The following is a 23,963-nucleotide window of genomic DNA, read 5'->3' as shown; positions in this document are numbered from 1 at the left end:
GATTTACGCCTTACCGGCGCGAATCGCCTCGAAGACGTTGGGGTCCACCAGGGTTGAGGTGTCGCCCAGTTCGCGGCCCTCGGCCACATCGCGCAGCAGGCGGCGCATGATCTTGCCCGAGCGTGTCTTGGGCAACTCCGGCACCACGTGGATCTCGCGCGGGCGGGCGATCGGGGAGATCTCGCGCGAGACCTCGGCCTTGAGCTCGGCGATCAGATCATCGCCGGTGTCCTTGGCCTCGGCGGTCAGGATCACGAACGCCACGATGCCCTGGCCGGTGGTCTCGTCCGACGCGCCGACCACGGCCGCCTCCGCCACCCCGGAGTGGCCGACCAGCGCCGACTCCACCTCGGCGGTCGAGATGCGGTGGCCCGACACGTTCATCACGTCGTCGACGCGGCCGAGCACCCACAGGTCCCCGTCCTTGTCGAGCTTGGCGCCGTCACCGGCGAAGTACCAGCCCTGGTCGGCGTAGCGGGCCCAATAGGTGTCCTTGTAGCGCTCGTTGTCACCCCAGATGCCGCGCAGCATGGACGGCCACGGCTGATCGAGCACCAGGTAGCCGTTGGCCTCGGTCTCGCCCAGCTGGACCGGGTTGCCCTCCTCGTCAACGACTTTCGCGGAGATACCCGGCAGCGGGGTCATGGCCGCGCCCGGCTTGGCCGCGGTGACGCCCGGCAGCGGGGAGATCATGATGGCGCCGGTCTCCGTCTGCCACCAGGTGTCCACGATGGGGGTCTTGTTGCCGCCCACCACATCCCGGTACCAGCGCCAGGCCTCCGGGTTGATCGGCTCGCCGACCGAGCCCAGCAGCCGCAGGCTCGACAGGTCGTGCGATTCGGGAATCTCGCGGCCCCACTTCATGAACGTGCGGACCAGCGTCGGCGCCGTGTAATAGATGGTGACGCCGTACTTTTCGATGATCTGCCAGTGCCGGTGCTCATCGGGGAAGTTGGGGGTGCCCTCGTAGACGACCTCGGTCGCGCCGTTGGCCAGCGGGCCGTACACGATGTAGCTGTGCCCGGTCACCCAGCCGATATCGGCGGTGCACCAGTACACGTCCTTACCCGGCTTGTGGTCGAACACGTAGTGGTGGGTGTACGCGGCCTGGGTCAGGTAACCGCCGGTGGTGTGCAGGATGCCCTTCGGCTTCCCGGTGGTGCCGGAGGTGTAGAGGATGAACAGCGGGTGCTCGGCGTCGAAGGCCTGCGCCTCGTGCTCGGGGGAGGCCAGCGAAACCGTCTCGTCCCACCAGATGTCGCGGCCCTCGACCATCGGGGTGTCCAGACCGGTGCGGCGCACCACGAGCACGTGCTCGATGGTCGAATCACCCTCGGCCAGCGCCTCGTCCACCGCGGTCTTGAGCGGGGCGGGCTTGCCGCGTCGCCACTGCCCGTCGGTGGTGATGACCAGCCGCGCCTCGGCATCGTCGATGCGCTGGCGCAGGGCGCTGGGGGAGAAGCCCGCGAACACCACCGAGTGGGTCAGGCCCAGGCGGGCGCAGGCGAGCATGGCCACGATGGCCTCGGGGACCATCGGCATGTAGATGGCGACGCGGTCACCGGCCACCAGGCCCAGCCCGGTCAGGTAGTTGGCGGCCCGCGAAACCTCGGCCAGCAGATCGGAATAGGTGATGGCGCGCGAATCGCCGGGCTCACCCTCCCAGTGGATGGCGACCTGGTCGCCGCGGCCGGCGAGCACGTGCCGGTCCACGCAGTTGTAGGCGACATTGAGCTTGCCGTCGGCGAACCACTTGGCGAAGGGCGCGTCGTCCCAGTCCAGCACCTGGGTGAAGGGCTGATGCCAGTGCAGGCGCTGCGCCTGTTCTGCCCAGAACCCCTCCCGGTCGGCCGCGGCCCGATCGTAGAGAGAGGCATCGCCATTGGCGGCAGCCGCGAACTCAGCGCTGGGCGGGTACGCATCCAGGTGGTCGGCAGATGTATCCGTGGTCATCTCTTCTCTTCTTCTCTCGCGTGCGGGCCGCACGGGGTGACGGCGGCCACGTTCGACCCTAACCGACTGTGACCTGCGTCGTGTTCCGCCGTCTCGATCGGTGGGCGACGGCGTCCAACCTGCCAGGACGGGTATGACCGAACCGTGAAAGCGAGGTCCGCGCGGCTGTGCGCTCTGTCACGTAAGGTTCCCGCTTTGTATGGCTCATGTTGCCGGATTGCTAACAAGCTGAACATTCCTGTTTCGATCGGCTGACAACACCGGCGTCGGTGGTTACTGTCCGATTCACCCAAGGTGGATTGTTATAACCACCGGTGACCCCGGTGGTTGTCCGGTCCTCCTTCGCACCTTCCTGGACACGGGAGTAAAGCGTTGAGAATCAAGACGATTACGTCGTTGGCCGCCGCGGCGATATTGGCGACCGGCCTCACGATCACCGGCTGCTCGTCCGGAGGCGGAGACGACTCCGGCCTCGTGACGGTCAACGGCGGTGAGCCACAACGACCTCTGGTACCCACGGACGTCAACGAGAACATGGGCGGTCGCGTGACCGACCGGCTCTGGGCGGGCCTGAAGTACTACGACGTCAACGGCACCGCCCGCGACGAGGTGGCCCAGTCCATCGAGACCACCGATCGGCAGCACTACAAGATCAAGATCAAGGACTGGAAGTTCACCGACGGGACCCCGGTGACGGCGAAATCGTTCGTCGACGCCTGGAATTACGGTGCCCTCTCCACCAATGGCCAGCTGCAGAACTGGGCCTTCGAGGGGATCGCCGGCTACGACGACGTCCAGGCGAATCCGCCCAAGGCGCAGACCATGTCGGGCCTGAAGGTCATCGACGACAAGACCTTCACCGTCGATCTGACCAGCCCGTCGATCGACTTCGAGCTGAAACTCGGCTTCGCGCCGTTCTATCCGATGCCGGACGCCTTCTTCAAGGACCCCAAGAAGTTCGGTGAGGCCCCGATCAGCAACGGCCCCTACAAGTTCTCGACCTGGGAACACAACGTCAAGATCGAAGTTCTGCCCAACCCGGACTACCACGGCGGCCGCCCGGCCAAGAACAAGGGCCTGCGGTTCGTGATGTACCAGTCCTACGACACCGCCTACGCGGATCTGTTGCAGGGCAACCTCGATGCGCTCGACATCATCCCCGACACCGCGCTGTCCACCTACGAGAAGGACCTGGGCGACCGGGCCATCCACAAGCCCATCGCCTACAGCCAGCACATCGGCATCCAGCCGACCGTGCCGCACTTCGCCGGTGAGGAGGGCGTGCTGCGCCGCAAGGCCATCTCGATGGCCATCAACCGGGATCAGATCGCGCAGAACATCTTCCACGGCACCCGGGTGCCCTGCCAGGACTTCACCGCGTTCACCCTGCCCGGCTTCAAGAAGGACCTGCCCGGCTCCGAGGTGCTGAAGTACAACCCGGACGAGGCGAAAAAGCTGTGGGCGCAGGCCAATGCGATCTCGCCGTGGTCGGGCACCTACCAGATCGCCTACAACGCCGACGGCGGCCACCAGGCCTGGATCGAGGCCGTGGCCAACAGCGTGAAGAACACCCTGGGCATCGACTCGGTCGGCGTGCCGTACCCGACGTTCAAGAACATTCGTGACGAGATCACCAACAAGACCGTCGGCAAGGCGTTCCGCTACGGCTGGCAGGGCGACTACCCGTCCATGTTCGAGTTCCTGACCGCGCTGTACCTCACCGGATCCGGCACCAACAACACCCAGTACTCCAACCCGGAGTTCGACAAGCTGCTGAACCAGGCCCAGGGCGCCCCCACGCCCGACGCCGCCTACAACATCCTCGCCCAGGCGCAGCAGCTGCTGTTCAAGGACATGGCCGATATCCCGATCTTCGACTACAACGTCGCCGCCGGGCGTTCGGACAAGGTGAAGAAGGCCGAGGTGTCCTGGTCGGGACTCTTCGACTTCGAGAACATCGAGAAGTAAACCGCCACACGGGGGCCCGCCGCACCGGCGCGGCCCCCGTTTTCTCACACAGGAGCCGAAACATGGCTTGGTATGTCGTGCGGCGGTTGCTCCAGATGATCCCGGTCTTTCTCGGGGCAACGCTGCTCATCTACGCGATGGTGTTCTTGATTCCGGGCGATCCGATACAGGCGCTGGCCGGTGACCGGCAGATGACACCGGCGGTGGAGGCGACGCTCAAGGCGCGCTATCACCTCGATCAACCGTTCTACATCCAGTACCTCGAATATCTGAAAGGCATTGTCACCCTGGACTTCGGCACGTCGTTCTCCGGGCGGCCGGTGCGCGACGAGCTGGTGCGGGCCTTCCCGATCACCTTCCGGCTGGCCGTGATGGCCGTCTGCATCGAGTTCTTCTTCGGCGTGATCTTCGGCCTGGTCGCCGGACTGCGCAAGGGCAAGCTCTTCGACTCCACCATGCTGGTGCTGAGCCTGGTCATCATCGCCGTGCCGATCTTCGTGGTCGGCTTCCTGGCCCAGTACCTGCTCGGCATCAAGTGGGGCATCGCGCCGGTGACCGTCGGCGCCAAGGCGAGTATCAGCGATCTGCTGGTGCCGGCGTTCGTGCTGGGGTCGCTGTCGTTCGCCTATGTGCTGCGGCTGACGCGAAACTCGGTCGCGGAGAACATGAGTGCCGACTATGTGCGCACCGCGACCGCCAAGGGGCTGACCCGGCGGCGCGTCATCGTGGTGCACATCCTGCGCAACTCGCTGATCCCGGTGATCACCTTCGTGGGCACCGATCTGGGCTTCCTGATGGGCGGCGCGGTCGTCACCGAGGGCATCTTCAACATCCCGGGCGTGGGCGGCACGCTGTACCAGGCGATCACCCGCGGCGAGCCGCCCACGGTGGTGGCCTTCGTGACGGTGCTCATCGTGATCCTGCTGCTGACCAACCTGATCGTCGATCTGCTCTACGCCGCACTCGATCCGAGGATCCGCTATGCCTGAGCCACAGACCGAAATCCGGGAATCCCGCGAGATCCGGCCCGGGCAAGAGCATTTCGTGGCGCCGGCCGACGAGGTGGAGGTGCTCGCCACCGACCGGGTCAACGAGACGGCCGCGCCGACCAGCGTCTGGCGCGAGGCCTGGCAGCAGCTGCGGCGCAATCCGATCTTCATCGTGGCGGCGCTGCTGATCCTGTTCATCCTGCTGGTCGCGATCTGGCCGTCGCTGTTCAGCGACCAGGATCCGCGCTACTGCAGCGGCGATTTCAGCATGAAGCCGCCGTCGTCGGGTCACCCGTTCGGCTTCGACAAGCAGGGCTGCGACATCTACACCCGGACCGTGTACGGCGCGCGGGCCTCGGTGGAGACCGGGCTCGGCGCGACCCTGCTGTTCGTGTTCATCGGCGGCACCCTCGGGGCGCTCTCCGGGTATTACGGCGGACTGCTGGACGCGGTGGTGTCGCGGATCGCGGAGATCTTCTACGCGCTGCCGCTGACGCTGGCCGCCATCGTGCTCATGCAGCTGCTGCACACCCGCACGGTGTGGACGGTCATGATCACGCTGGCCTCGTTCAGCTGGCCGCAGGCCGCGCGCATCGCGCGCTCGGCGGTCATCCAGTCGCGCAACAGCGAATACGTCACTGCGGCAAAGGCGTTGGGCGTCTCCAGATTCCGGACGCTGATCCGGCACGTGCTGCCCAACTCGACCGGGCCGCTCATCGTGGTCAGCACCATCTCGCTGGGCGTCTTCATCGTCACCGAGGCGACGCTGTCCTACCTGGGCGTCGGGCTGTCGCGGCAGATCGTGTCCTGGGGTTCGGATATCGCCGCGGACCAGAAGGAGATCCGCACCTCCGGCATCCTGTTCTACCCCGCGACGGCGCTGGCGCTCACGGTGCTCAGCTTCATCATGCTCGGCGACGCGGTGCGAGACGCGTTGGATCCCAAGGCTCGGAAGAGGTGAGGACATGACCGAACCACTGCTCGACGTCCGCGATTTGAATGTCTGCTTCACCTCCGAGGGCTCGCGCGTCCCGGCGGTGCGCGGGGTGAACCTGACGGTGTATCCGGGGCAGACGGTGGCCATCGTCGGTGAATCCGGGTCCGGCAAGTCCACGACCGCGCACGCGATCATCGACCTGCTGCCCGGCACCGGCGAGATCACCTCCGGCTCCATCTGTTTCGACGGCAAGGATCTGGCCAAGGCGTCCAAGAACGACATCGTCCGGGTGCGCGGCAAGGGCATCGGGTTCGTGCCGCAGGACCCGATGTCGAATCTGAATCCGGTGTGGAAGATCGGATATCAGATCCGGGAAACGCTGGAGGCCAACGGGATCGCCAAGGGCAAGGCCGCGCGGGAGCGCGCGGTCGAACTGCTCACCGAGGCGGGCATGCCCGACGCACAGCGGCGGGTCAACCAGTATCCGCACGAGTTCTCCGGCGGCATGCGCCAGCGCGCCCTGATCGCCATGGGCCTGTCCTGCCGGCCCAAACTGCTCATCGCCGACGAGCCGACCTCCGCCCTGGACGTCACCGTGCAGCGGCAGATCCTCGACCACCTCGACGGGCTCACCGCCGAACTGGGCACCGCGGTGCTGCTCATCACCCACGACCTGGGGCTGGCGGCCGAGCGGGCCGAGCATCTGGTGGTCATGTACCGGGGTCGGGTGGTGGAATCCGGTCCGGCACTGCAGATCCTGCGCGAACCCGAGCACCTCTACACCAAGAAACTGGTGAACTCCGCGCCGTCGCTGGCCTCCCAGCGGCTGTCGTCGGTGCGCAAACGCGCCGAGGTGCGCGAGCAGGCGGTACAGGTGGCCGGGCAGTTGGCCGAGACCAATGCCGAATTCTCCAGTGTGCCCGACGATGTGCTGGTCGCCGAGGGGCTCACCAAGGTGTTCCGGATCCGCGGCAACGCGCCCTGGAAATCCACCGAACTCGTTGCGGTGGACGATGTCTCGTTCACGCTGCGGCGCGGCACCACCACCGCCATCGTGGGGGAGTCCGGGTCGGGCAAGTCCACCGCGGCGCAGATGGTGCTGGGTCTGCTGCCGCCGACCTCCGGGCGGGTCAGCTTCGACGGGCGCGAGGTGGCCACCCTGGATGCCAAGGCCGCCTTCGCGTTCCGGCGTCGGGTGCAGCCCATCTTCCAGGATCCGTACGGCTCCCTGGACCCGATGTACTCGATCTACCGCACCATCGAGGAGCCGCTGCGCACCCACGGCATCGGCACCCCGAAGGAGCGCGAGGCCACCGTTCGCGATCTGCTGGACAAGGTCTCGCTTCCGGCCTCGGTCATGCGCCGCTATCCCAACGAGCTCTCCGGCGGGCAACGCCAGCGGGTGGCCATCGCCCGCGCGCTGGCACTGTCTCCGGAGGTGGTGGTCTGCGACGAGGCCGTCTCCGCGCTCGACGTCCTGGTGCAGGCGCAGATCCTGGCGCTGCTCAACGAACTCCAGGCCGAACTGGGGCTCACCTACCTGTTCATCACCCATGACCTCGCGGTGGTCCGCCAGATCGCCGACGACGTCCTGGTCATGTGCCAGGGCAAGGTCGTCGAGGCGGCGTCCACCACCGAGGTCTTCGACAATCCGCAATCCCCGTATACCCGGCGGCTGCTCGAGGCCATTCCCGGCCGCGACCTGCTCGCGGGCTGACCCGGCTGCCGGGTGTCGGACGGCCCGATACCCGGCAGTAGCCTTCTAACTCGTGACCGACCCGCTGCAGCCCCTCGTCGACCTGCCCGGCGTGCGCGATGCCGCCGACAAGGCCCGTGACGCCCTCGCCGAGGTGCACCGGCACCGGGCCAACCGCCGCGGCTGGCCCACCACCGCCGCCGAGGCCGCCGTGCGCGCGGCCCGCTCCTCGGCCGCCATCGAGGGCGGCACCATCGACCTGCCCGCCGACGGCCGCGTCGAGGACCCCATCCTGGCCGGCTCGCTGCGCGTCGGCCAGGCGCTGGACGCCGAGGCCCTCACCAACCTGGTCGGTGTCTGGCAGCGCGCGCCCCTGCAGGCCCTGGCCCGCCTGCACCTGCTCGCCGCCGCCGACATGGTCGAGGACGAACAGCAGCTCGGCCGGCCCCGCAACGTCCCCGGCGTCGCCGAACGCCTGGACCTGCTGGCCCAAACCATCACCACCACAAAGGCCCCCGCCCCGGTGATCGCCGCCATCGTGCACGGCGAACTGCTCTCCCTGCGCCCCTTCGGCACCGCCGACGGCATCGTGGCCCGCGCCGCCTCCCGCCTGGTCGCGGTGTCCAGTGGTCTCGACCCGCACAGCCTCGGCGTCCCCGAGGTCTTCTGGCTGCGCCGCCGCCAGGCCTACCTGGACGCCGCCGCGGCCTTCGGCATGGGGACCGCGGAGGGCGTCGGCGGCTGGGTGATCTTCACCTGCGGCGCACTGGAAGACGGTGCGCGAGAGGCCCGCTCGATCGCGGATTCGGCTTCGGGGTAAATACCCCTGACGGTGAAATAACCTGTGCGCCAGGTGTTTCCGAAAGGCCCTTGCACATCAGCGCGGGCGGCGTTGTCGCTGAATTGCGACCTCACCGCCCGCTAGCACGGATCGCCGGGTTACCAAGCGTGCTTCTCGGGTTGTGTTTCTTCGGCCTCGGCGAGCTCTCCGGGATCCGGTGGTTCATCCCCGCATTGGATGCGAGGCCCTCGCCGTCGAAATCCCGGATAACGCAGGCCCACAACTACTCGTGCCCTTGTCGCGGCGTGCTCCGCGTGGGTGCCTGGTGTCCGTGCTGGGAAGGGTGGGATGGGAGGTCGAACCTTCTCTTCCGATCCGATCTTGGCCTTCCGTCCTTCCGTGCATCCATTGTTACCCCGTGACCGCCATCACATCAAGACCTGGGGAAACATTCCAATACTCGGCGTGTTCGGCGGTTTTCCGTCCCGGCGTTTCCGAAACCGCCCGGCCTCAGCCGCACCGGCGTGGAAGCCTCAGCCGCGCCGGCGTAACAGGCGGTAGGTGAGGGCCCCGGCGGCCAGTGCGCCCAGGCCGACCGCGGCGGTCGCGGCGACCGTGGTGGTGGTCGGGGCCGGAATCCGGGCCCACAGCGACACCGGGTTCGAGAAGGTGAGGACGGGCCAGCCGCGGGTGGCGGCCTCGCGCCGCAGCGCGCGGTCCGGGTTCACCGCCGTCGGGTGGCCGACCACCTCGAGCATCGGCAGATCGGTGCTGGAATCGGAGTAGGCGTAGCAGCGCGAGAGATCGTAATCGTATTGCGCGGCAAGCTTTTCGATGGCCTCGACCTTGCCCTTGCCGTAGCAGTAGAACTCGACTTCGCCCGCGTACTTGCCGTTTTCGATGACCATGCGGGTGGCGGCGAAATGATCCGCGCCCAGCGCGGCGGCGATCGGCGCGACCATCTCCTCCCCGGAGGCCGACACGATTATCACGTCGTGCCCTCGAATCCGATGGTCCGCAATGAGATCCGCGGCCTCGGCGTAGATGAGCGGATCCACGATGTCGTGCAGGGTCTCGGCGACGATCGAGCGCACCTGGTCCACATCCCAGCCCGCGCACATCTTGGTGAGGTGCTCGCGCATCCGCTCCATCTGATCGTGGTCGGCGCCCTGGAGCAGGAACAGGAAGTGCGCGTAGCTGCTCTCCAGGACGGCGCGGCGGCTGAGCAGGCCCTGATCCAGGAACGGCTTGCTGAACACGAAGGCGCTCGACCGGGCGATCACCGTCTTGTCGAGATCGAAGAAGGCGGCGACTCGTCCGCGTTCGGCTGTCACGGGGTCCAGGATATGGTTCCGCGGCGCGTCGCGGGAATCTCGGTCGCGGTGGGCGGGTCTCGCGGTTCAACTGCGCTTTTCATACCGCGCGGCGGCGGTCGTGGCAGGCGTCACTTTCGGGGTGGGATTTGTCCGGGTTAGCCAGCTGGAAGCCGGGCCGTCAGGGCGGGAAAAAGACTCGCCGGGCGGACTTGCAATCCGGGCGGGGCTTGGGTGTAGTATCGCAATTACCTGGACATGGTCCAGGCGCGTTCAGCCCGACCCCCCGGGGCTGAACCCGACGGCCCCAGCCTCCTCCCCCCCCGGCTGGGGCCGTCCTCTATTTCCGGACAGTTCGGATTCCCTTCCGCTCATCGAGTTCTGCACAGGCCGCGTGTTATCCACACTCGCCGCAGCGGCGCTTTCGCGACATTGTCGTTCGGGCGACGCTGACCAGCATGAACTCCGATGCCGTCATCCCACCGGCGCTGTCGCTGGTCGCCGATCCCCGCCTGCGCGAGGAGATCCGCCGCATCGCCGCCGCGGCCGACCGCCCGCTCGACGAGCGGGAGCCGCCGCCGGGCCGCCACGCCTGGACCGCCGCGTCCGTGATCGTCCTCGACACCGCCGCCGCGCGTAGCTGTGCATCCGCCGGGCACCCGCGCCGTCCCGGAATCCTCCTGGTGACCGATGGTGAGGCGAGTTTGCTCGACTGGCAGGCCGCCACCGCCGCCGGCGCCGAACATGTCGTCGAATTGCCCGCCGAGGCCGACGCGCTGATCGCCGCCTTCGCCGCCCACGACGGCCGCCGTCCGGGCGACGGCGCGGTCCTCGCCGTCGCGGGCGCGGGCGCCGGATCCGGCGCCTCGGTGTTCGCCACGGCCGTAGCGCTCACCGCCGCAGGCCGTTTCCGCGACCGCACCCTGCTCGTCGACTGCGCACCCTACGGCGGCGGCCTCGATCTGCTGCTCGGCCTCGAGACCTCGCCTGGGCTCCGCTGGCCCGACCTCACCATCGAACACGGACGAGTGGCCGCACCGGCATTGCATGCGGCACTCCCGAATACTTCGGGACTGGCCGTGCTGTCCTGTGGAAGGCCAACTCTCGCAAGCAAATCCGAGGCAGCCGATGCGGGCGTTGGCGATTCTGCCACGGCCACTGAGGAAGTCGACCCCGCGGCTCCGGCCCTTGCGCCCGCCGCGGTCCGGGCCGTGATCGAGGGCGGTCGCGCCGCGGGTGATCTGGTGGTCGCCGATCTGTCGAGTGACCACGGGGCGTACACGGAGCAGGTGCTCGACAGCGCCGATCTGGTGGTGCTGGTGGCCCAGGCGCGGCTGCGGTCGATCGCGGCCGCCAAGAGTGCCGCCGCGTATCTGCGGGTGCGAAACCCGGACGTGCGGTTGATCGTTCGCGGCCCGGCCCCGGGCGGGCTGGCGCCGCGGGAGATTGCCACGGCGCTCGCGCTGCCGCTGCTGGCGGCGGTCCCGTCGCAGCCGGGTCTGACCGAGCGCCTGGAACGCGGGGCACTCACGGTCCGCCGCCGCGGTCCGTTGCGCACCGCCGCCGAAACCGCACTGACCGCCCTGTTCTCTGACTATTCGGCGCCTCGCCGCACTCCGGGCCGGTCGGGCGCCGCGTGGTGGCGAACGGCGCATACCGCGAACCTGACGGGGGTCTCGAAATGAAGGGGATACGGCCGGGTAGGCCCACCGTGCTCGGCGTCTGGCCCGGTGTGCGGCGCGCGTCCGGACGAATCGCCTACTGCCGCATTGCCGCTCCCGGTGGTGGGTGGCGGTGGTTCCTGATCGGCGTCGAGGTCCGCGATGAGTGAGCTGGTGACCGCGGAGCTGCTGGAGCGGGTGCGGGAACGGCTGGCGGAGGGATCGGTCGATCCGGAGCCCGCGCGGGTGGCCGCGGCGATCCGGGCCGAGGCGGGCGGGGTGCTGGCGGACGCGGATCTGTTGCGCGCCTTGCGATTGTTGCAGACCGAGATGACGGGTGCGGGCGTGCTGGAGTCGCTGCTGCACGATCCGGAGGTCGCCGATGTGCTGGTCTGCGGGCCGGATTCGGTGTGGGTGGACCGGGGTCGGGGCCTGCGGCGGACGCCGGTGCGGTTCCCGGACGAGGCGGCGGTGCGCAGGCTGGCGCAGCGGCTGGCCCTGGCCGCGGGGCGTCGGCTCGACGACGCGCAACCGTGGGTGGACGGGCGACTGGCGGGAACCGAAGCGGTGCTGGGTGATTCGTTCGGCGTGCGATTGCACGCGGTACTGTCGCCCATCGCGCACGGCGGCACCTGCCTGTCGCTGCGGGTACTTCGTCCCGCCACGCAGGGGCTGGACGCCTTGGCCGCCGCCGGTGCGGTGCCGCCCGACGCGAAAGTCCTGCTGGAGCGCATCATTCGGGCCCGGCTCGCGTTCCTGGTGGTCGGCGGAACCGGCGCAGGAAAAACTACGCTGCTGTCGGGACTTTTGGCCAAGGTCGATCCGGCCGAGCGCATCATCTGCGTCGAGGACGCCGCCGAACTCGCACCGCCGCATCCCCATGTGGTCCGGCTGGTCGCCCGGCCCGCCAATGTCGAGGGCGCGGGCGAGGTCACCGTGCGCGATCTGGTCCGCCAGGCCTTGCGCATGCGCCCGGATCGCGTTGTGGTGGGCGAGGTTCGAGGCGCCGAGGTGGTGGATCTGCTGACCGCGCTGAACACCGGCCACGACGGTGGGGCGGGCACCGTGCACGCGAATTCGCCGGGGGAGGTCCCGGCTCGTCTGGAGGCGCTCGCGGCCCTGGGCGGCATGCCCGCGGCCGCCCTGCACAGCCAGCTGGCGGCGGCGATCCAGGTGGTCCTGCACGTCCACCGGCATCCCGACGGTCGCCGCGTCCTCCGCGAGATCGGCATGGTCACCCCGGTCGATGGCCGAGTCCGCATAACGCCCGCGTGGACCGCCGACTCACGCCCGGCTCCCGCCGCGGCCGCCCTCATCGAACTGCTCGGCGAAAGGACACCCGATGATTCCCGCGAGTGAAGAAGCCAATTCGACACGGTGCCAACAGGAGTGCGCTGGCAGTAGCTCGACGTGCTGTAGCCCGTTCGGTGCGCGTGGTTCGCGTTTTCCGGGACTGCGGTTGGGCTGGCGTAGAGCCTGCATACGCCGCGATGCGGCCAATTCTGCTGGTATCACCGATGATTCGGATGCGGAGACGAACGGATGTCTCTGATGACATCGGATCTCGGTGCGCTGGCTCCAGCGCTCGCCTGCTACGCCTCGGCCATCTTGGTCATGCCCCTGCCCACCGCGCATCGGCGATTCCGAGGGCTGTTCCGGCGGGCGGAGTACGCGCGAAAGCTTGGTTCCAAGTGGATGATTCGCGCCACACCGCTGCTCGGAGCTCCGCTCGTGTTCCTGACCGGTCCCGGACCGGTGGTGGCGGCGGTGCTGGTGGCCGCCACGCTCGCCGCCCGGCGTCGGCGGGCGCGCCGGGAGCGGCTGCAGGCCGCCGACTCGGCGCAGCTGATCGAAGGCCTGGAGTCCGTGATCGGGGAACTTCGCATCGGCGCGCACCCCAGCGCGGCGGCTCAGGTGGCGGCTCAGGAGACCACCGGTGAGGTGGCGCGAGCCTTCGCGGTGAGCGCGGCGCGCAGCCGACTCGGTGGCTCGGGCGCCGAGGGCCTGCGGCGGCCGGGCGCGGCGGTGGCGGGGGAGCTGGCGCGGGTGGCGGCGGCCTGGCAGGTGGCGGAGCGGCACGGTCTCGCCCTGGCCGAGCTGCTGACCGCCGCGCGCCTGGATCTGCTCGGCCGCAAGCGGTTCCGCGATCGCACCCGCGCGGCCCTGGCGGGCGCCCGCGCCACCGCCGCGGTGCTGGCCCTGCTCCCGCTGCTCGGCATCGGACTCGGTGAGCTGATGGGCGCGTCCCCGCTGGACGTCCTCTTCCGGTCCGCGGCGGGAACGGTGCTGTTGCCCTTGGGATCCGCGCTGACCTGCGCGGGCCTGCTGTGGGCCGACGCCATCACGGACAAGGTGCTGCGATGACCGCATCGATCGCCGCGGCCCTGGCCGCCCTCGCCCTGCTCATGCTGCCAGGCCGCGTGGACGCGATGCGTCGACTGCGTCGGATGAACGAGTCGACGCCCGGCCTTCCGTCACCATCCAGCGCTGGGGCCGAAGCGGATCCGCTCGGTGTCGCGTCGGCCCTCGACCTGCTCGCCGCCTGTTTGCGAGCCGGACTGCCCACCGCCTCGGCGGCCGCGGCCGTCGCGATCGAGGCGCCCGAGCCGCTGGCCACCGCCTTGCGCCGTGCCTCGGATCTGCTGGGCCTGGGCGCCGATCCGGCCACGGCCTGGGAGCAGGCCACCGCCGGACAGACCGACGATTCGGTGACCGCCCTGGCCCGCATGGCCCGGCGCTCCGCGCGCTCGGGCGCCGGATTGGCCACGGCCGTGGCCGAATTGGCGGAACGCCGGCGCGGCGAGCTCGAGGACGCGGCCGCCGCGCGGGCCGAACGCGCGGGTGTGCTGATCGGCGGTCCGCTCGGCCTGTGCTTCCTGCCCGCCTTCCTGTGCCTGGGCATCGTCCCGGTGGTGATCGGCCTGGCGGGCCGGGTCCTGCGGGGCGGGCTGCTGTGAACACCACCGACGACTGTGCCGGCGCGGAATCGCCGCGCCGGAGCGAGGGAAGGAGCGACCGTGGCAACGACTGTCCGAAACCTGTTCTGGGGAGTGCGAACTCGCCTGCTGCGCGTGGTCACCGCCGAAAACGGCATGAGCACGGCGGAATACGCGATCGGGACGATCGCGGCGGCGGCCTTCGGGGCGGTGCTGTACACGGTGGTGACCGGGGACAGCATTGTGAACGCCCTGACGAACATCATCGACAAGGCGTTGAAGACTCCCGTCAAGTGACGTATGCCACACCACCTCTTCATGCCGAGGCGGGGATGGCGACCGTCGAGGCGGCCATCGCGCTGGCCGCGCTGGTCGCGGTGCTGGTGCTCGGGATCGGGGCGCTGCTGGCGGTATCGGCGCAGGTGCGCTGTGTCGATGCCGCCCGCGAGGCGGCCCGGCTGGCCGCTCGCGGCGATACCGCGGCGGCCGTCACCGTGGGCAGCCGGGCCGCGCCGCCCGGCGCGCGGGTTCAGCTCCGCACCGAGGGGGATCTGGTCGTGGCCGACGTGAGCGCCCGGGCCATCCTGCTACCGCTCACCCTGCACGCTGCGGCCGTGGCCGTCCGCGAGCCCGGGGAGCCCCGATGACGAGGTTCGTCCGAGATCGAGGGGACGGCGAGGCGGGTGCGGTGACGGTGACCGCGTGCCTGGCCTTGACCGGCCTGCTCGCCACCATGGTCCTGATCGCCCAGATAGGGGTCGCCGTGGCGGCTCGGCATCGGGTGCAGGCCGCCGCGGATCTGGGTGCGCTGGCCGCCGCGGGCGCCCTGGACGGCGGTACCGCGGCGGGTTGTCGCCGGGCCTCGGATATCGCGAACCGAATGGGCGTACGACTGGTGGAGTGCGAGGTGGCGGGATGGGACGTGACGGTGGCCGTCGAGGGGCGGATATCGCTGGGTCCATTGGGTCCGCGGGAGGTGCGCGCGGCGGCCCGGGCGGGCCCGGCGGAAGGGGACGCGCAAGCCATTACCTCGTACCGAGCGGTTGGTTAGAAATGCGATGGCGCGCGCCACATCGACCCTTGATCAATGTCGATATTCGATGAATAAGATCGGCGAATAGATTGGGTATCGATCGCTTTCCTATTCGTTCCCCGAGACTCATTCGAATGAATGCACAGGTAAATCAGGGAGCGACATTATCGAACGGAGCAACCCTCCAGTTAACAGGATCACATCCCTTTTTAATCACTCCGGGCCCTCGGCGTGTCGCGGACACCCCCGACCTCGCGGAGACCGCCCGATATCTACCAGTTGACGACGCCGACCGGTTGGTCGGATGGCGTTCCGATCTCGCTCCGGCGACGGCGGCGTCACGGTTCGGTGTGGCCGCCGTCACCTTCCCCGAGCTCGGCCAGCACGGCCCGCAGCAGGCGGGCCGCACCGGCCTTGTCCAGCGGGTTGTTGCCGTTCCCGCACTTGGGTGACTGCACGCACGACGGGCAGCCGGCCGTGCACCCGCAGGAGTCGATGGCCCCCAGCGTGGCCGTCAACCAGTGGCGGAGCCGGGAGAACGCGCGCTCGGCGAAGCCCGCCCCGCCCGGATGCCCGTCGTAGACGAAGACCGTGGGCAGCCCCGTATCCGGGTGTTCGGCCGTCGACACGCCGCCGATATCCCATCGATCGCAGGTCGCGACCAGCGGCAGCATGCCGATGGCGGCGTGTTCGGCCGCGTGCAGTGCGCCCGCGGCGTGCCGCGCGTCGATCCCGGCCCGGGCCAGCAGGTCAGGGGTGACGGTGTAGAACACGGCCCGGGTGGGCAGGGTCTGCGCGGGCAGGTCCAGCTCGATCATGTCCAGCACCTCACCGCTGGGCAGTCTGCGCAGGTAGCCGATGACCTGCCGGGTCACCCGCACCCAGGCCAAAGCCGTGGTGACCGAACCGAATCGGCGTTCCTCGGTCACCGCCTCGATCTCCAGCGAGGTCACCGCCCGGGCGCTGGTGCTCCACCCCGGCGTCTCGGCGTGCACCAGGGCCACGCCTTCCTCCAGGTCCAGCTCGTCGACCACATAGCTCTCGCCCTGATGCAGGTGTACCGCGCCCGGATGCAGGGTGGCCGGTGCGCGCCCGGCGTCGGTCGTGCCGAGCATGCGCCCGGACTCGCCGTCCACCACCGCGATCGCCGAGCCGATGCCGCCGCGCACGTCGACCGCGTCGTGCGGATGCGCGTCGGCGGTCACGAACCAGCGCGCGGTCCCGTCCCGGGCCACGCCCGCGCGTCGCCGGATCAGACCCTGTTCGGCCAGGTCGGACAGCAGATCCCAGGCCCGGAAGTCGTGCACCTCGGCATCGCTGAGCGGCTGTTCCAGGGCCGCGCACAGCAGGTGCGGCCCGAGCACGTACGGGTTGTGCGGGTCGGTGATGCTGGCCTCCAGCGGCCGCCCGAGCAGGGCCTCCGGATGGTGCACGAGGTAGGTGTCCAGCGGGTCGTCGCGCGCGATGAGCAGCACCAGTGAGCCCTGTGTGCGGCGCCCGGCGCGCCCGGCCTGCTGCCAGAACGAGGCCACCGTCCCCGGATATCCCGCCACCACAACGGCATCCAGCCCCGCGATGTCCACGCCCAGCTCGAGGGCGTTCGTGGTGGCCGCGCCCAGCAGCGAGCCCTCCGACAGCGCCGCCTCCAGCGCCCGCCGATCCTCGGCCAGATACCCGGCCCGATAGGCCGCGACACGCCCCGGGAGCTCGGCGTCCACATCCGCCAGCAGCCGTCGCGTATCCATCGCCACCAGCTCGGCCCCGCGCCGCGACCGCACGAAGGTCAGCGTGCGCGCCCCCTCGGTCACCAGATCCGCCATCACCGTGGCGGCCTCCGCTCCGGCCGAACGTCGCACGGCCGCACCGTTTTCCCCGGTCACGCCCCCGCCGAGGAGCGGCGGCTCCCACAGCGCCACGGTGCGCGACCCCTGCGGCGACCCGTCCTCGGTGACCGCGACACACGGTGCGCCGATCAGCTTCTCGGCCGTCGCGGCCGGATCCGCCGCGGTCGCCGAGCACAGCACGAACACCGGATCCGCCCCGTACCGCGCGGCGAGTCGCCGTAGTCGGCGCAGCACCAGCGCCACGTGGGACCCGAAAACGCCCCGGTATATATGGCATTCGTCGACCACGACGTACTTCAGCTGCCGGAACAACCGCGCCCAGCGCTGATGTCCGCGCAGCATTCCCACATGCAGCATGTCCGGATTCGTGAACACCCACCGCGAATGCGCCCGCACCCACTGCCGGACCTCGGCGGGCGTATCGCCGTCGTAGGGCGCCGGATGCACGTTCCGCAAGGGATCTTCGCTGGTCAGCTCGTTGATCATGCGTAGCTGATCGGCCCCGAGCGCCTTGGTCGGCGATAGATACAGCGCGGTAGCGCGCGGATCCTCCTGCAGCGCGGTCAGCACCGGTAGCTGATACGCCAGCGATTTCCCGGACGCCGTCCCGGTCGACACCACCACGTGCCGACCCGCCGCGGCCAGGTCGGCGGCCCGGGTCTGATGGCTCCACGGCTCCGCGACGCCGGTAGCCTGAACTGCGGCGATGACATCCGGAGATGTCCATTCGGGCCATTTCGTGATCTGGGCCGCACGCGGCGGTAGCTCGGTCACATGGGTGAGGCGGGAGTCACCGGAATGCTGGCCGTTCAGGACACGATTCAGCAACGATCTCCCATAGCTGATGTCGCCGTTGTCTCCGCTGGATCGCGGCTGATCTTCACCATTCATCGAAGCGTCACCGCGACACGCCGAACGGGTGCGAAACGTGTGTGCGCCCGCTGCCCTACCTGCCATTTCACTGCAGAGTAGCGACCCGCCTCACAGCCTGTTTGCCAGATGCTCGCTCTGTTATCCGGAAGCAAACCAACTTCAAGTACGGATTTGGGCATTATGCCCCTCACCTGCGCATTCGCAAGATCAACTTTTTTGCAAATTGTGGGTAACTCGGCTGTTGAATTGCCGGAAGACATGGTTCACTGGTTCCTGGTCGCAAGCTTCTGTGTTCGAGGGAACGGATCGAAAGTCCAAACCATCAGCAGGATCGATGTTGCGAACGGTGTACTAGGTGCTTTCCTGCAGGGGGAACAGAGTACAGCGGTCTCAACGGACCCGGTGGACGAACCTCGTTGTCTACCGTTCCGGTATGGAAAGAGAAGGAACAGAATGGCACAGGGAACTGTGAAGTGGTTCAACGCGGAGAAGGGGTTCGGCTTCATCGCGCCCGAGGACGGCTCCGCTGACGTCTTCGTCCACTACTCCGAGATCCAGGGGACGGGCTTCCGCACCCTCGAGGAGAACCAGAAGGTCGAGTTCGAGGTTGGCCAGGGCACCAAGGGCCCGCAGGCCACCGGTGTTCGGGCGCTCTGAGCGAGCCCTCCCGAAGGTATCCGTCCCCCATCGCCCCCTGGCGGTGGGGGACGACCCATATCTGGACCCATTACACTCGATCACGATCAGGGGCTACATCGTCGCCGTGCACCAGCCACGGCCTTTGAACACGGTATAAACGTTGCTGGCAGCGATATCGGACATCGCAGCCGCTTGCCCCAGCCGCGTATGGCGCGTACACCAGCCGACGCGGATCGAGACGAAAGGTGTGTTCGCCGGTGGCAACACGAGACCGCGGTGCAGCGCCGAACTCCCAGGCAGCGCCCGACCAGGGCCGTTCCCTGCGTCGTCTCGTGATTGTCGAGTCGCCGACGAAGGCCAAGAAGATCGCCCCCTACCTGGGCCGCGGCTATGTCGTGGAGGCCTCGGTCGGTCACATCCGGGACCTGCCGCGCGGTGCGGCGGACGTGCCCGCCAAATACAAGGGACAGCAGTGGGCCCGGCTCGGCGTGGACGTCGATCACGACTTCGAGCCCATCTATGTGGTCAGCCCCGAGAAGAAGGGGAAGGTCAGCGAGCTGAAGAGCCTGCTGGCCGACGCCGACGAGCTCTACCTCGCCACCGACCCCGACCGCGAGGGCGAGGCCATCGCCTGGCATCTGCTCGAGACGCTCAAGCCCAAGGTGCCGGTGCGGCGCATGGTGTTCCACGAGATCACCGAGCCGGCCATTCAGGCCGCCGCCGCCGACACCCGGGAACTGGATCAGGATCTGGTCGACGCGCAGGAGACGCGGCGCATCCTGGACCGGCTCTACGGCTACGAAGTGTCGCCGGTGCTGTGGAAGAAGGTCATGCCGCGCCTGTCGGCGGGCCGTGTGCAGTCGGTGGCGACGCGCGTCATCGTGCAGCGGGAGCGCGAGCGCATGGCGTTCCGGTCCGCGGAGTACTGGGACATCGCGGCCAAGCTGGACGCGGGCGGCGACGAAAGCGGCGGGAATCCGCGGGTCTTCGGCGCGCGGCTGGTCAGTGTGCAGGGTTCGCGAGTGGCGACCGGTCGCGATTTCGGGTCCGACGGGCAGCTCAAGTCGCAGGGTGTCGTCGTGCTCGACGCCGGATACGCGCAGCGGCTGGCCGAGGGCCTGCACGGGGCGGACCTCACGGTCACCTCGGTGGAATCCAAGCCGTACACGCGAAAGCCGTACGCGCCGTTCATGACTTCGACGCTGCAGCAGGAGGCCGCGCGCAAGCTGCGCTTCACCTCCGAGCGCACCATGCGGGTGGCGCAGCGGTTGTACGAGAACGGCTACATCACTTATATGCGTACCGACTCGACGACCCTGTCGGAGTCGGCGATTCAGGCGGCGCGGGCGCAGGCCACGCAGCTGTACGGCGCGGAGTACGTGAGCCCGACGCCGCGGCAGTACACCCGCAAGGTCAAGAACGCGCAGGAGGCGCACGAGGCGATTCGCCCCGCGGGCGACACCTTCGCCACGCCGGGGCAGTTGCACAACAAGCTCGACGGTGACGAATTCCGGCTGTACGAGCTGATCTGGCAGCGCACGGTGGCCTCGCAGATGCAGGACGCGCGCGGCACCACGCTGACTGTGCGCATCACCGGTACCGCGAATTCCGGTGAGGAGTGCGTGTTTTCGGCGTCGGGCCGGACCATCACCTTCGCGGGCTTCCTCAAGGCGTATGTGGAGAGTGTCGACGAGGAGGCGGGCGGCCAGTCCGATGACGCCGAATCGCGGCTGCCGGCGCTGACCGAGGGCCAGGGTGTCACGGCCATCGAGCTGGCGCCGGACGGGCACACCACCAATCCGCCCGCGCGATTCACCGAAGCCTCGCTCATCAAGACGTTGGAAGACCTCGGCATCGGCCGTCCTTCGACGTACTCTTCGATCATCAAGACGATTCTCGACCGCGGCTACGTGTACAAGCGCGGTAGCGCGCTGGTGCCGTCGTGGGTGGCGTTCGCGGTGATCGGGCTGCTGGAGGAGCATTTCGGTCGGCTGGTGGACTTCGACTTCACCGCGGCCATGGAGGATGACCTCGACGCCATCGCCGGTGGGCGCGAGCAGCGCGGAAACTGGTTGTCCTCCTTCTATTTCGGCGGCGATCACGGTGCGCAGGGCTCGGTGGCGCGCTCGGGCGGCCTGAAAAAGATGGTGGGCGAACGGCTCGACGATATCGACGCGCGAGAAGTCAACTCCATCAAGCTGTTCAGCGATGATGAGGGCCGCGATGTGGTGGTCCGGGTCGGCAAGTTCGGGCCGTACCTGGAGCGCATGGTCGTCAATCCCGATGACCCGGACGGGAATCCGGTGTCGCAGCGGGCGAACCTGCCCGATGATCTGCCGCCGGACGAGCTGACCCCGGAGGTCGCCGAGAAGCTGTTCTCGACGCCGCAGGAGGGACGCTCGCTGGGTGTCGATCCGGTGTCCGGGCACGAAATCGTCGCCAAGGAAGGGCGTTTCGGGCCGTACGTCACCGAGGTGCTGCCGGAACCGGCCGAGGATATCGACACCGGCGCGAAGAAGACCACGAAGAAGGCGGCCGACAAGCCCAAGCCGCGCACCGGCTCGCTGTTCAAGTCCATGAGCGTGGAGTCGGTGACCCTGGACGAGGCGCTCAAGCTGCTGTCGCTGCCGCGCGTGGTCGGCGTGGACCCGACCTCCGGGGACGAGATCACCGCGCAGAACGGGCGATACGGGCCGTACCTCAAGAAGGGCACCGACTCGCGGTCGTTGACCGGCGAGGATCAGATCTTCTCGGTGACGCTCGAGGAGGCGCTCAAGATCTACGCCGAGCCCAAGCGGCGCGGCGGGCAGTCGGCCAGTGCGCCGCCGCTGCGCGAACTGGGTGTGGACCCGGTGTCGGAGAAGCCGATGGTGATCAAGGACGGGCGGTTCGGCCCGTATGTCACCGACGGTGAGACCAATGCCAGCCTGCGCAAGGGCGATGAGGTCGAGTCCATCACCGACGCGCGGGCCTCGGAGCTGCTGGCCGATCGGCGGGCGCGCGGGCCGGTGAAGAAGGCCGCGAAGAAGACCGCCAAGAAGGCGGCGGCGAAGAAGACCGCCGCCAAGAAGACGGCGGTGGCCAAGACCGTGGTGAAGAAGGCGGCCGCGAAGAAGGCGGCGGCCAAGACGGCCGACGGGGTGACGACCAAGAAGGCCGCAGCCGCGAAGAAGGCGCCGGCGAAGAAGACCACGGCTGCCGCGCAGTCCTGAGTGACGCTCATCGAGATGCTCCCGTTCCGGCGGGAGCATCTCGCATTTCAGCCGCTGTTTCCTGTCGGTGCCCTGCCGTAGCGTGAGCCCGGTAACACGCACCAGCGGAAGGACATTCGATGACCGTCGACCATGAGCGTGAAGAACTGATCAAGATCCTGGACAGCCAGCGGGAGCTGTTCCGGATCACCGTCCGCGGCATCGACGACGAGCAGGCGCGGCAGCGCACCACGGTCAGTGAACTCACCCTCGGCGGTCTGCTCAGCCATCTGGTGAATGTGGAGAAGCACTGGACCACCATCCTGGTCGAACGCGATCCGAACTCCGAATTCGATGTCTCCCGAATGGATTCCGAGTACCGGCTGGATCCCGATCAGACGGTCGCCGGGCTGCTCGCCGAATGGGAGGTCGTCGCCGAGCACACCGCGAAGCTGGTCCGGGAGCTACCCAATCTCGAGGATTCGGTGCCGACGCCGACCGCGCCGTGGGCGCCGGAGCGGGTGTATCTGACCGCCCGCTACATCGTGCTGCACATCCTGCGGGAGATCGCGCATCACTCCGGGCACGCCGACATCATCCGGGAAGCCCTGGACGGGGCCAACACCACGTATCAGCGCGCCAACTGAGGGCAGCGCGTCCGCTGACCGTCGGCCTGGCTGTCGGGGGTGGCGGCTAAGGTTGTGCGCGTGGCAGGTGTCTTCGATCGGCTGGTCGGCCAGGGTGCGGTGGAATCCGATCTCACCGCCGCCGCGGTCGCGGCGCGGGGTGGGGCCGGGTCCTCGTCGGCGATGACGCATTCGTGGTTGTTCACCGGGCCGCCCGGATCGGGGCGGTCGGTGGCGGCCCTGTGTTTCGCGGCGGCGCTGCAGTGCACCGATGAGGGGACGCCCGGGTGCGGGCGCTGCCACGCGTGCACCACCACCATGGCCGGGACCCACGGCGATGTGCGGCGCGTGGTGCCGGAGGGCCTGAGCATCGGCACCAAGGAGATGCGCGAGATCGTGCAGGTGGCCTCGCGGCGGCCGAGCACCGGGCGCTGGCAGGTCGTGGTGGTCGAGGATGCCGACCGGTTGACCGAGGCGGCGGGCAATGTGCTGCTCAAGGTGGTCGAGGAGCCGCCGGAGCGCACCGTGTTCCTGCTCTGCGCGCCCTCGGTTGATCCCGAGGACATCTCGGTGACGCTCCGATCCCGGTGTCGCCATGTGCATTTGGCGACACCGTCGGTGGCCTCGATCGCGCAGGTGCTGCGCGAGCGGGACGGGCTGGACGAGAAAGTAGCGAACTGGGCGGCGTCGGTGAGCGGCGGGCATGTGGGCCGGGCCCGGCGGCTGGCCACCGACGATCAGGCCCGGGCCCGGCGCAAGCGCGCGCTGGCCCTGGTCACCGCGACCGCGCGGCCCGCGGCGGCCTACTCGGCGGCGGACGAGCTGGTGAAGTCGGCCGATGACGAGGCCAAGCAGGTCAGTGCCGAGCGGGACGAGAAGGAACGCGACGAGCTGGCCACCGCCCTGGGTGCGGGCGGCACCGGCAAGGGCACCGCCGGGGCCACCCGCGGTTCCGCCGGAGCACTCAAAGACCTGGAAAAGCGCCAGAAGTCGCGTGCCACCCGCACCGGCCGCGACGCCCTGGACCGGGCCCTGATCGACGTCGCGGGCATGTACCGCGACGCCCTCGCCGTCCGCTTCGGCGCCGCCAAGCCCGACTCCTCCTCCGGCGTCGTCCTCACCCACCCCGATATGGCCGACCAGATCCGCGAACTCGCGACCGACGTCCGCCCCGAGGGCCTACTCCTCTCCATCCAGGCCGTCCTCGACTGCCGCACCGCCCTCGAAACCAATGTGAAGCCCCGCTTCGCCCTCGCCGCCATGGCCGCCGCCCTCATAGCCGCCCGCTCGGCCTGATCCCGGCATACCCCCCGTGACCCCGACCACCCGTTTTCGTGATCCGGCGGCGAGACGATAGACTCTGGGCGCCGGAAGGCACGCCGCCTTAGCTCAGTCGGTAGAGCGCTTCACTCGTAATGAAAAGGTCGGGGGTTCGATTCCCCCAGGCGGCTCGGTAGAAGAGGTGAGGGCCCTGTGGGTCCTCACCTCTTCTCGTTGGGGCGACTTGTGTTCGGGGTGAGGGG

20 protein-coding genes and 1 tRNA gene are annotated in these 23,963 nt (G+C 68.7%); 18 read left to right on the top strand and 3 right to left on the bottom strand.

The genetic code is table 11. The features are described 5' to 3' along the window. Nucleotides 1-3 precede the first annotated feature (3 nt). Entirely contained in the window at nt 4-1,953 is a 1,950-nt protein-coding gene (gene acs / locus ACAM49_RS12080; protein WP_369635557.1) for an acetate--CoA ligase, read from the bottom strand. 372 nt (nt 1,954-2,325) lie between these two features. Between acs and ACAM49_RS12075 the strand changes: the two genes are divergently transcribed. The 5 genes from ACAM49_RS12075 to ACAM49_RS12055 all read left to right on the top strand — a co-directional run bounded on the left by ACAM49_RS12075 (nt 2,326) and on the right by ACAM49_RS12055 (nt 8,363). Continuing rightward, nucleotides 2,326-3,921, top strand: a complete 1,596-nt coding sequence (locus tag ACAM49_RS12075) for an ABC transporter substrate-binding protein (RefSeq protein WP_369635556.1) — start codon at nt 2,326-2,328, stop codon at nt 3,919-3,921. 62 nt (nt 3,922-3,983) lie between these two features. After that, a complete protein-coding gene (locus tag ACAM49_RS12070) occupies nt 3,984-4,910 on the top strand; it encodes an ABC transporter permease (protein WP_369635555.1) in 927 nt (308 codons plus the stop codon). Further along, entirely contained in the window at nt 4,903-5,871 is a 969-nt protein-coding gene (locus ACAM49_RS12065; RefSeq protein ID WP_369635554.1) for an ABC transporter permease, read from the top strand. Before ACAM49_RS12070 ends, ACAM49_RS12065 begins: the two co-directional genes overlap by 8 nt. 4 nt (nt 5,872-5,875) lie before the next feature. Further along, nucleotides 5,876-7,564, top strand: a complete 1,689-nt coding sequence (locus ACAM49_RS12060; RefSeq protein ID WP_369635553.1) for an ABC transporter ATP-binding protein — start codon at nt 5,876-5,878, stop codon at nt 7,562-7,564. Nucleotides 7,565-7,616: 52 nt separating this feature from the next. Further along, on the top strand, nt 7,617-8,363 hold the full coding sequence (locus ACAM49_RS12055) for an oxidoreductase (RefSeq protein WP_369635552.1): 747 nt from the start codon (nt 7,617-7,619) through the stop codon (nt 8,361-8,363). 494 nt (nt 8,364-8,857) lie between these two features. Here ACAM49_RS12055 and ACAM49_RS12050 read toward each other — a convergent pair whose 3' ends face one another. Further along, nucleotides 8,858-9,667: an HAD family hydrolase gene (locus ACAM49_RS12050; RefSeq protein ID WP_369635586.1), complete on the bottom strand. Its 810-nt coding sequence runs from the start codon at nt 9,665-9,667 to the stop codon at nt 8,858-8,860. A 428-nt stretch (nt 9,668-10,095) separates the two neighbouring features. Between ACAM49_RS12050 and ssd the strand changes: the two genes are divergently transcribed. The 8 genes from ssd to ACAM49_RS12010 all read left to right on the top strand — a co-directional run bounded on the left by ssd (nt 10,096) and on the right by ACAM49_RS12010 (nt 15,285). Continuing rightward, nucleotides 10,096-11,322, top strand: a complete 1,227-nt coding sequence (gene ssd / locus ACAM49_RS12045) for a septum site-determining protein Ssd (RefSeq protein WP_369635551.1) — start codon at nt 10,096-10,098, stop codon at nt 11,320-11,322. Then, complete coding sequence (locus tag ACAM49_RS12040; protein WP_369635550.1) at nt 11,319-11,468, top strand: hypothetical protein; 150 nt, start codon at nt 11,319-11,321, stop codon at nt 11,466-11,468. The genes ssd and ACAM49_RS12040 overlap by 4 nt, the downstream gene beginning before the upstream one ends. Continuing rightward, nucleotides 11,461-12,657, top strand: a complete 1,197-nt coding sequence (locus ACAM49_RS12035) for a TadA family conjugal transfer-associated ATPase (protein WP_369635549.1) — start codon at nt 11,461-11,463, stop codon at nt 12,655-12,657. The genes ACAM49_RS12040 and ACAM49_RS12035 overlap by 8 nt, the downstream gene beginning before the upstream one ends. Before the next feature lie 192 nt (nt 12,658-12,849). Beyond that, nucleotides 12,850-13,662 carry a type II secretion system F family protein gene (locus ACAM49_RS12030; protein WP_369635548.1) on the top strand — a complete coding sequence of 271 codons (813 nt, stop codon included), beginning with the start codon at nt 12,850-12,852 and terminating at the stop codon, nt 13,660-13,662. Next, on the top strand, nt 13,659-14,255 hold the full coding sequence (locus ACAM49_RS12025; RefSeq protein WP_369635547.1) for a type II secretion system F family protein: 597 nt from the start codon (nt 13,659-13,661) through the stop codon (nt 14,253-14,255). Before ACAM49_RS12030 ends, ACAM49_RS12025 begins: the two co-directional genes overlap by 4 nt. Nucleotides 14,256-14,315: 60 nt before the next feature. Further along, nucleotides 14,316-14,531, top strand: a complete 216-nt coding sequence (locus ACAM49_RS12020) for a DUF4244 domain-containing protein (protein WP_369635546.1) — start codon at nt 14,316-14,318, stop codon at nt 14,529-14,531. A gap of 35 nt (nt 14,532-14,566) precedes the next feature. Continuing rightward, nucleotides 14,567-14,881 (top strand): TadE family type IV pilus minor pilin, encoded by a 315-nt coding sequence (locus tag ACAM49_RS12015; RefSeq protein ID WP_369635585.1) that lies wholly within the window; start codon nt 14,567-14,569, stop codon nt 14,879-14,881. Next, the gene (locus tag ACAM49_RS12010; protein WP_369635545.1) at nt 14,878-15,285 is read left to right on the top strand and encodes an Rv3654c family TadE-like protein; all 408 of its coding nucleotides are present in this window, start codon (nt 14,878-14,880) and stop codon (nt 15,283-15,285) included. Before ACAM49_RS12015 ends, ACAM49_RS12010 begins: the two co-directional genes overlap by 4 nt. Nucleotides 15,286-15,605: 320 nt before the next feature. On the opposite strand, the gene ACAM49_RS12005 is transcribed toward ACAM49_RS12010, so the two are convergent. Next, nucleotides 15,606-18,002: a DEAD/DEAH box helicase gene (locus ACAM49_RS12005; protein ID WP_369635544.1), complete on the bottom strand. Its 2,397-nt coding sequence runs from the start codon at nt 18,000-18,002 to the stop codon at nt 15,606-15,608. A 435-nt stretch (nt 18,003-18,437) separates the two neighbouring features. Here ACAM49_RS12005 and ACAM49_RS12000 point away from each other — a divergent pair, with 435 nt between their 5' ends. From ACAM49_RS12000 to ACAM49_RS11980, 5 genes are all read left to right on the top strand, one after another. Further along, on the top strand, nt 18,438-18,641 hold the full coding sequence (locus ACAM49_RS12000; RefSeq protein WP_033089373.1) for a cold-shock protein: 204 nt from the start codon (nt 18,438-18,440) through the stop codon (nt 18,639-18,641). Nucleotides 18,642-18,955: 314 nt separating this feature from the next. After that, entirely contained in the window at nt 18,956-21,835 is a 2,880-nt protein-coding gene (gene topA, locus ACAM49_RS11995; protein WP_369635584.1) for a type I DNA topoisomerase, read from the top strand. Between the two features lie 119 nt (nt 21,836-21,954). Continuing rightward, complete coding sequence (locus ACAM49_RS11990; protein WP_040802786.1) at nt 21,955-22,461, top strand: DinB family protein; 507 nt, start codon at nt 21,955-21,957, stop codon at nt 22,459-22,461. 60 nt (nt 22,462-22,521) lie between these two features. After that, nucleotides 22,522-23,736, top strand: coding sequence for a DNA polymerase III subunit delta' (locus tag ACAM49_RS11985; RefSeq protein ID WP_369635543.1), 1,215 nt, complete (start codon nt 22,522-22,524; stop codon nt 23,734-23,736). Nucleotides 23,737-23,818: 82 nt separating this feature from the next. Further along, nucleotides 23,819-23,891, top strand: a tRNA-Thr gene (locus ACAM49_RS11980). The last annotated feature ends 72 nt before the right edge of the window (nt 23,892-23,963 follow it).

The sequence above is a fragment of the Nocardia sp. JMUB6875 genome, assembly GCF_041154655.1.
GTDB lineage: Bacteria > Actinomycetota > Actinomycetes > Mycobacteriales > Mycobacteriaceae > Nocardia.
This window is presented reverse-complemented; position numbering and strand designations above follow the sequence as displayed.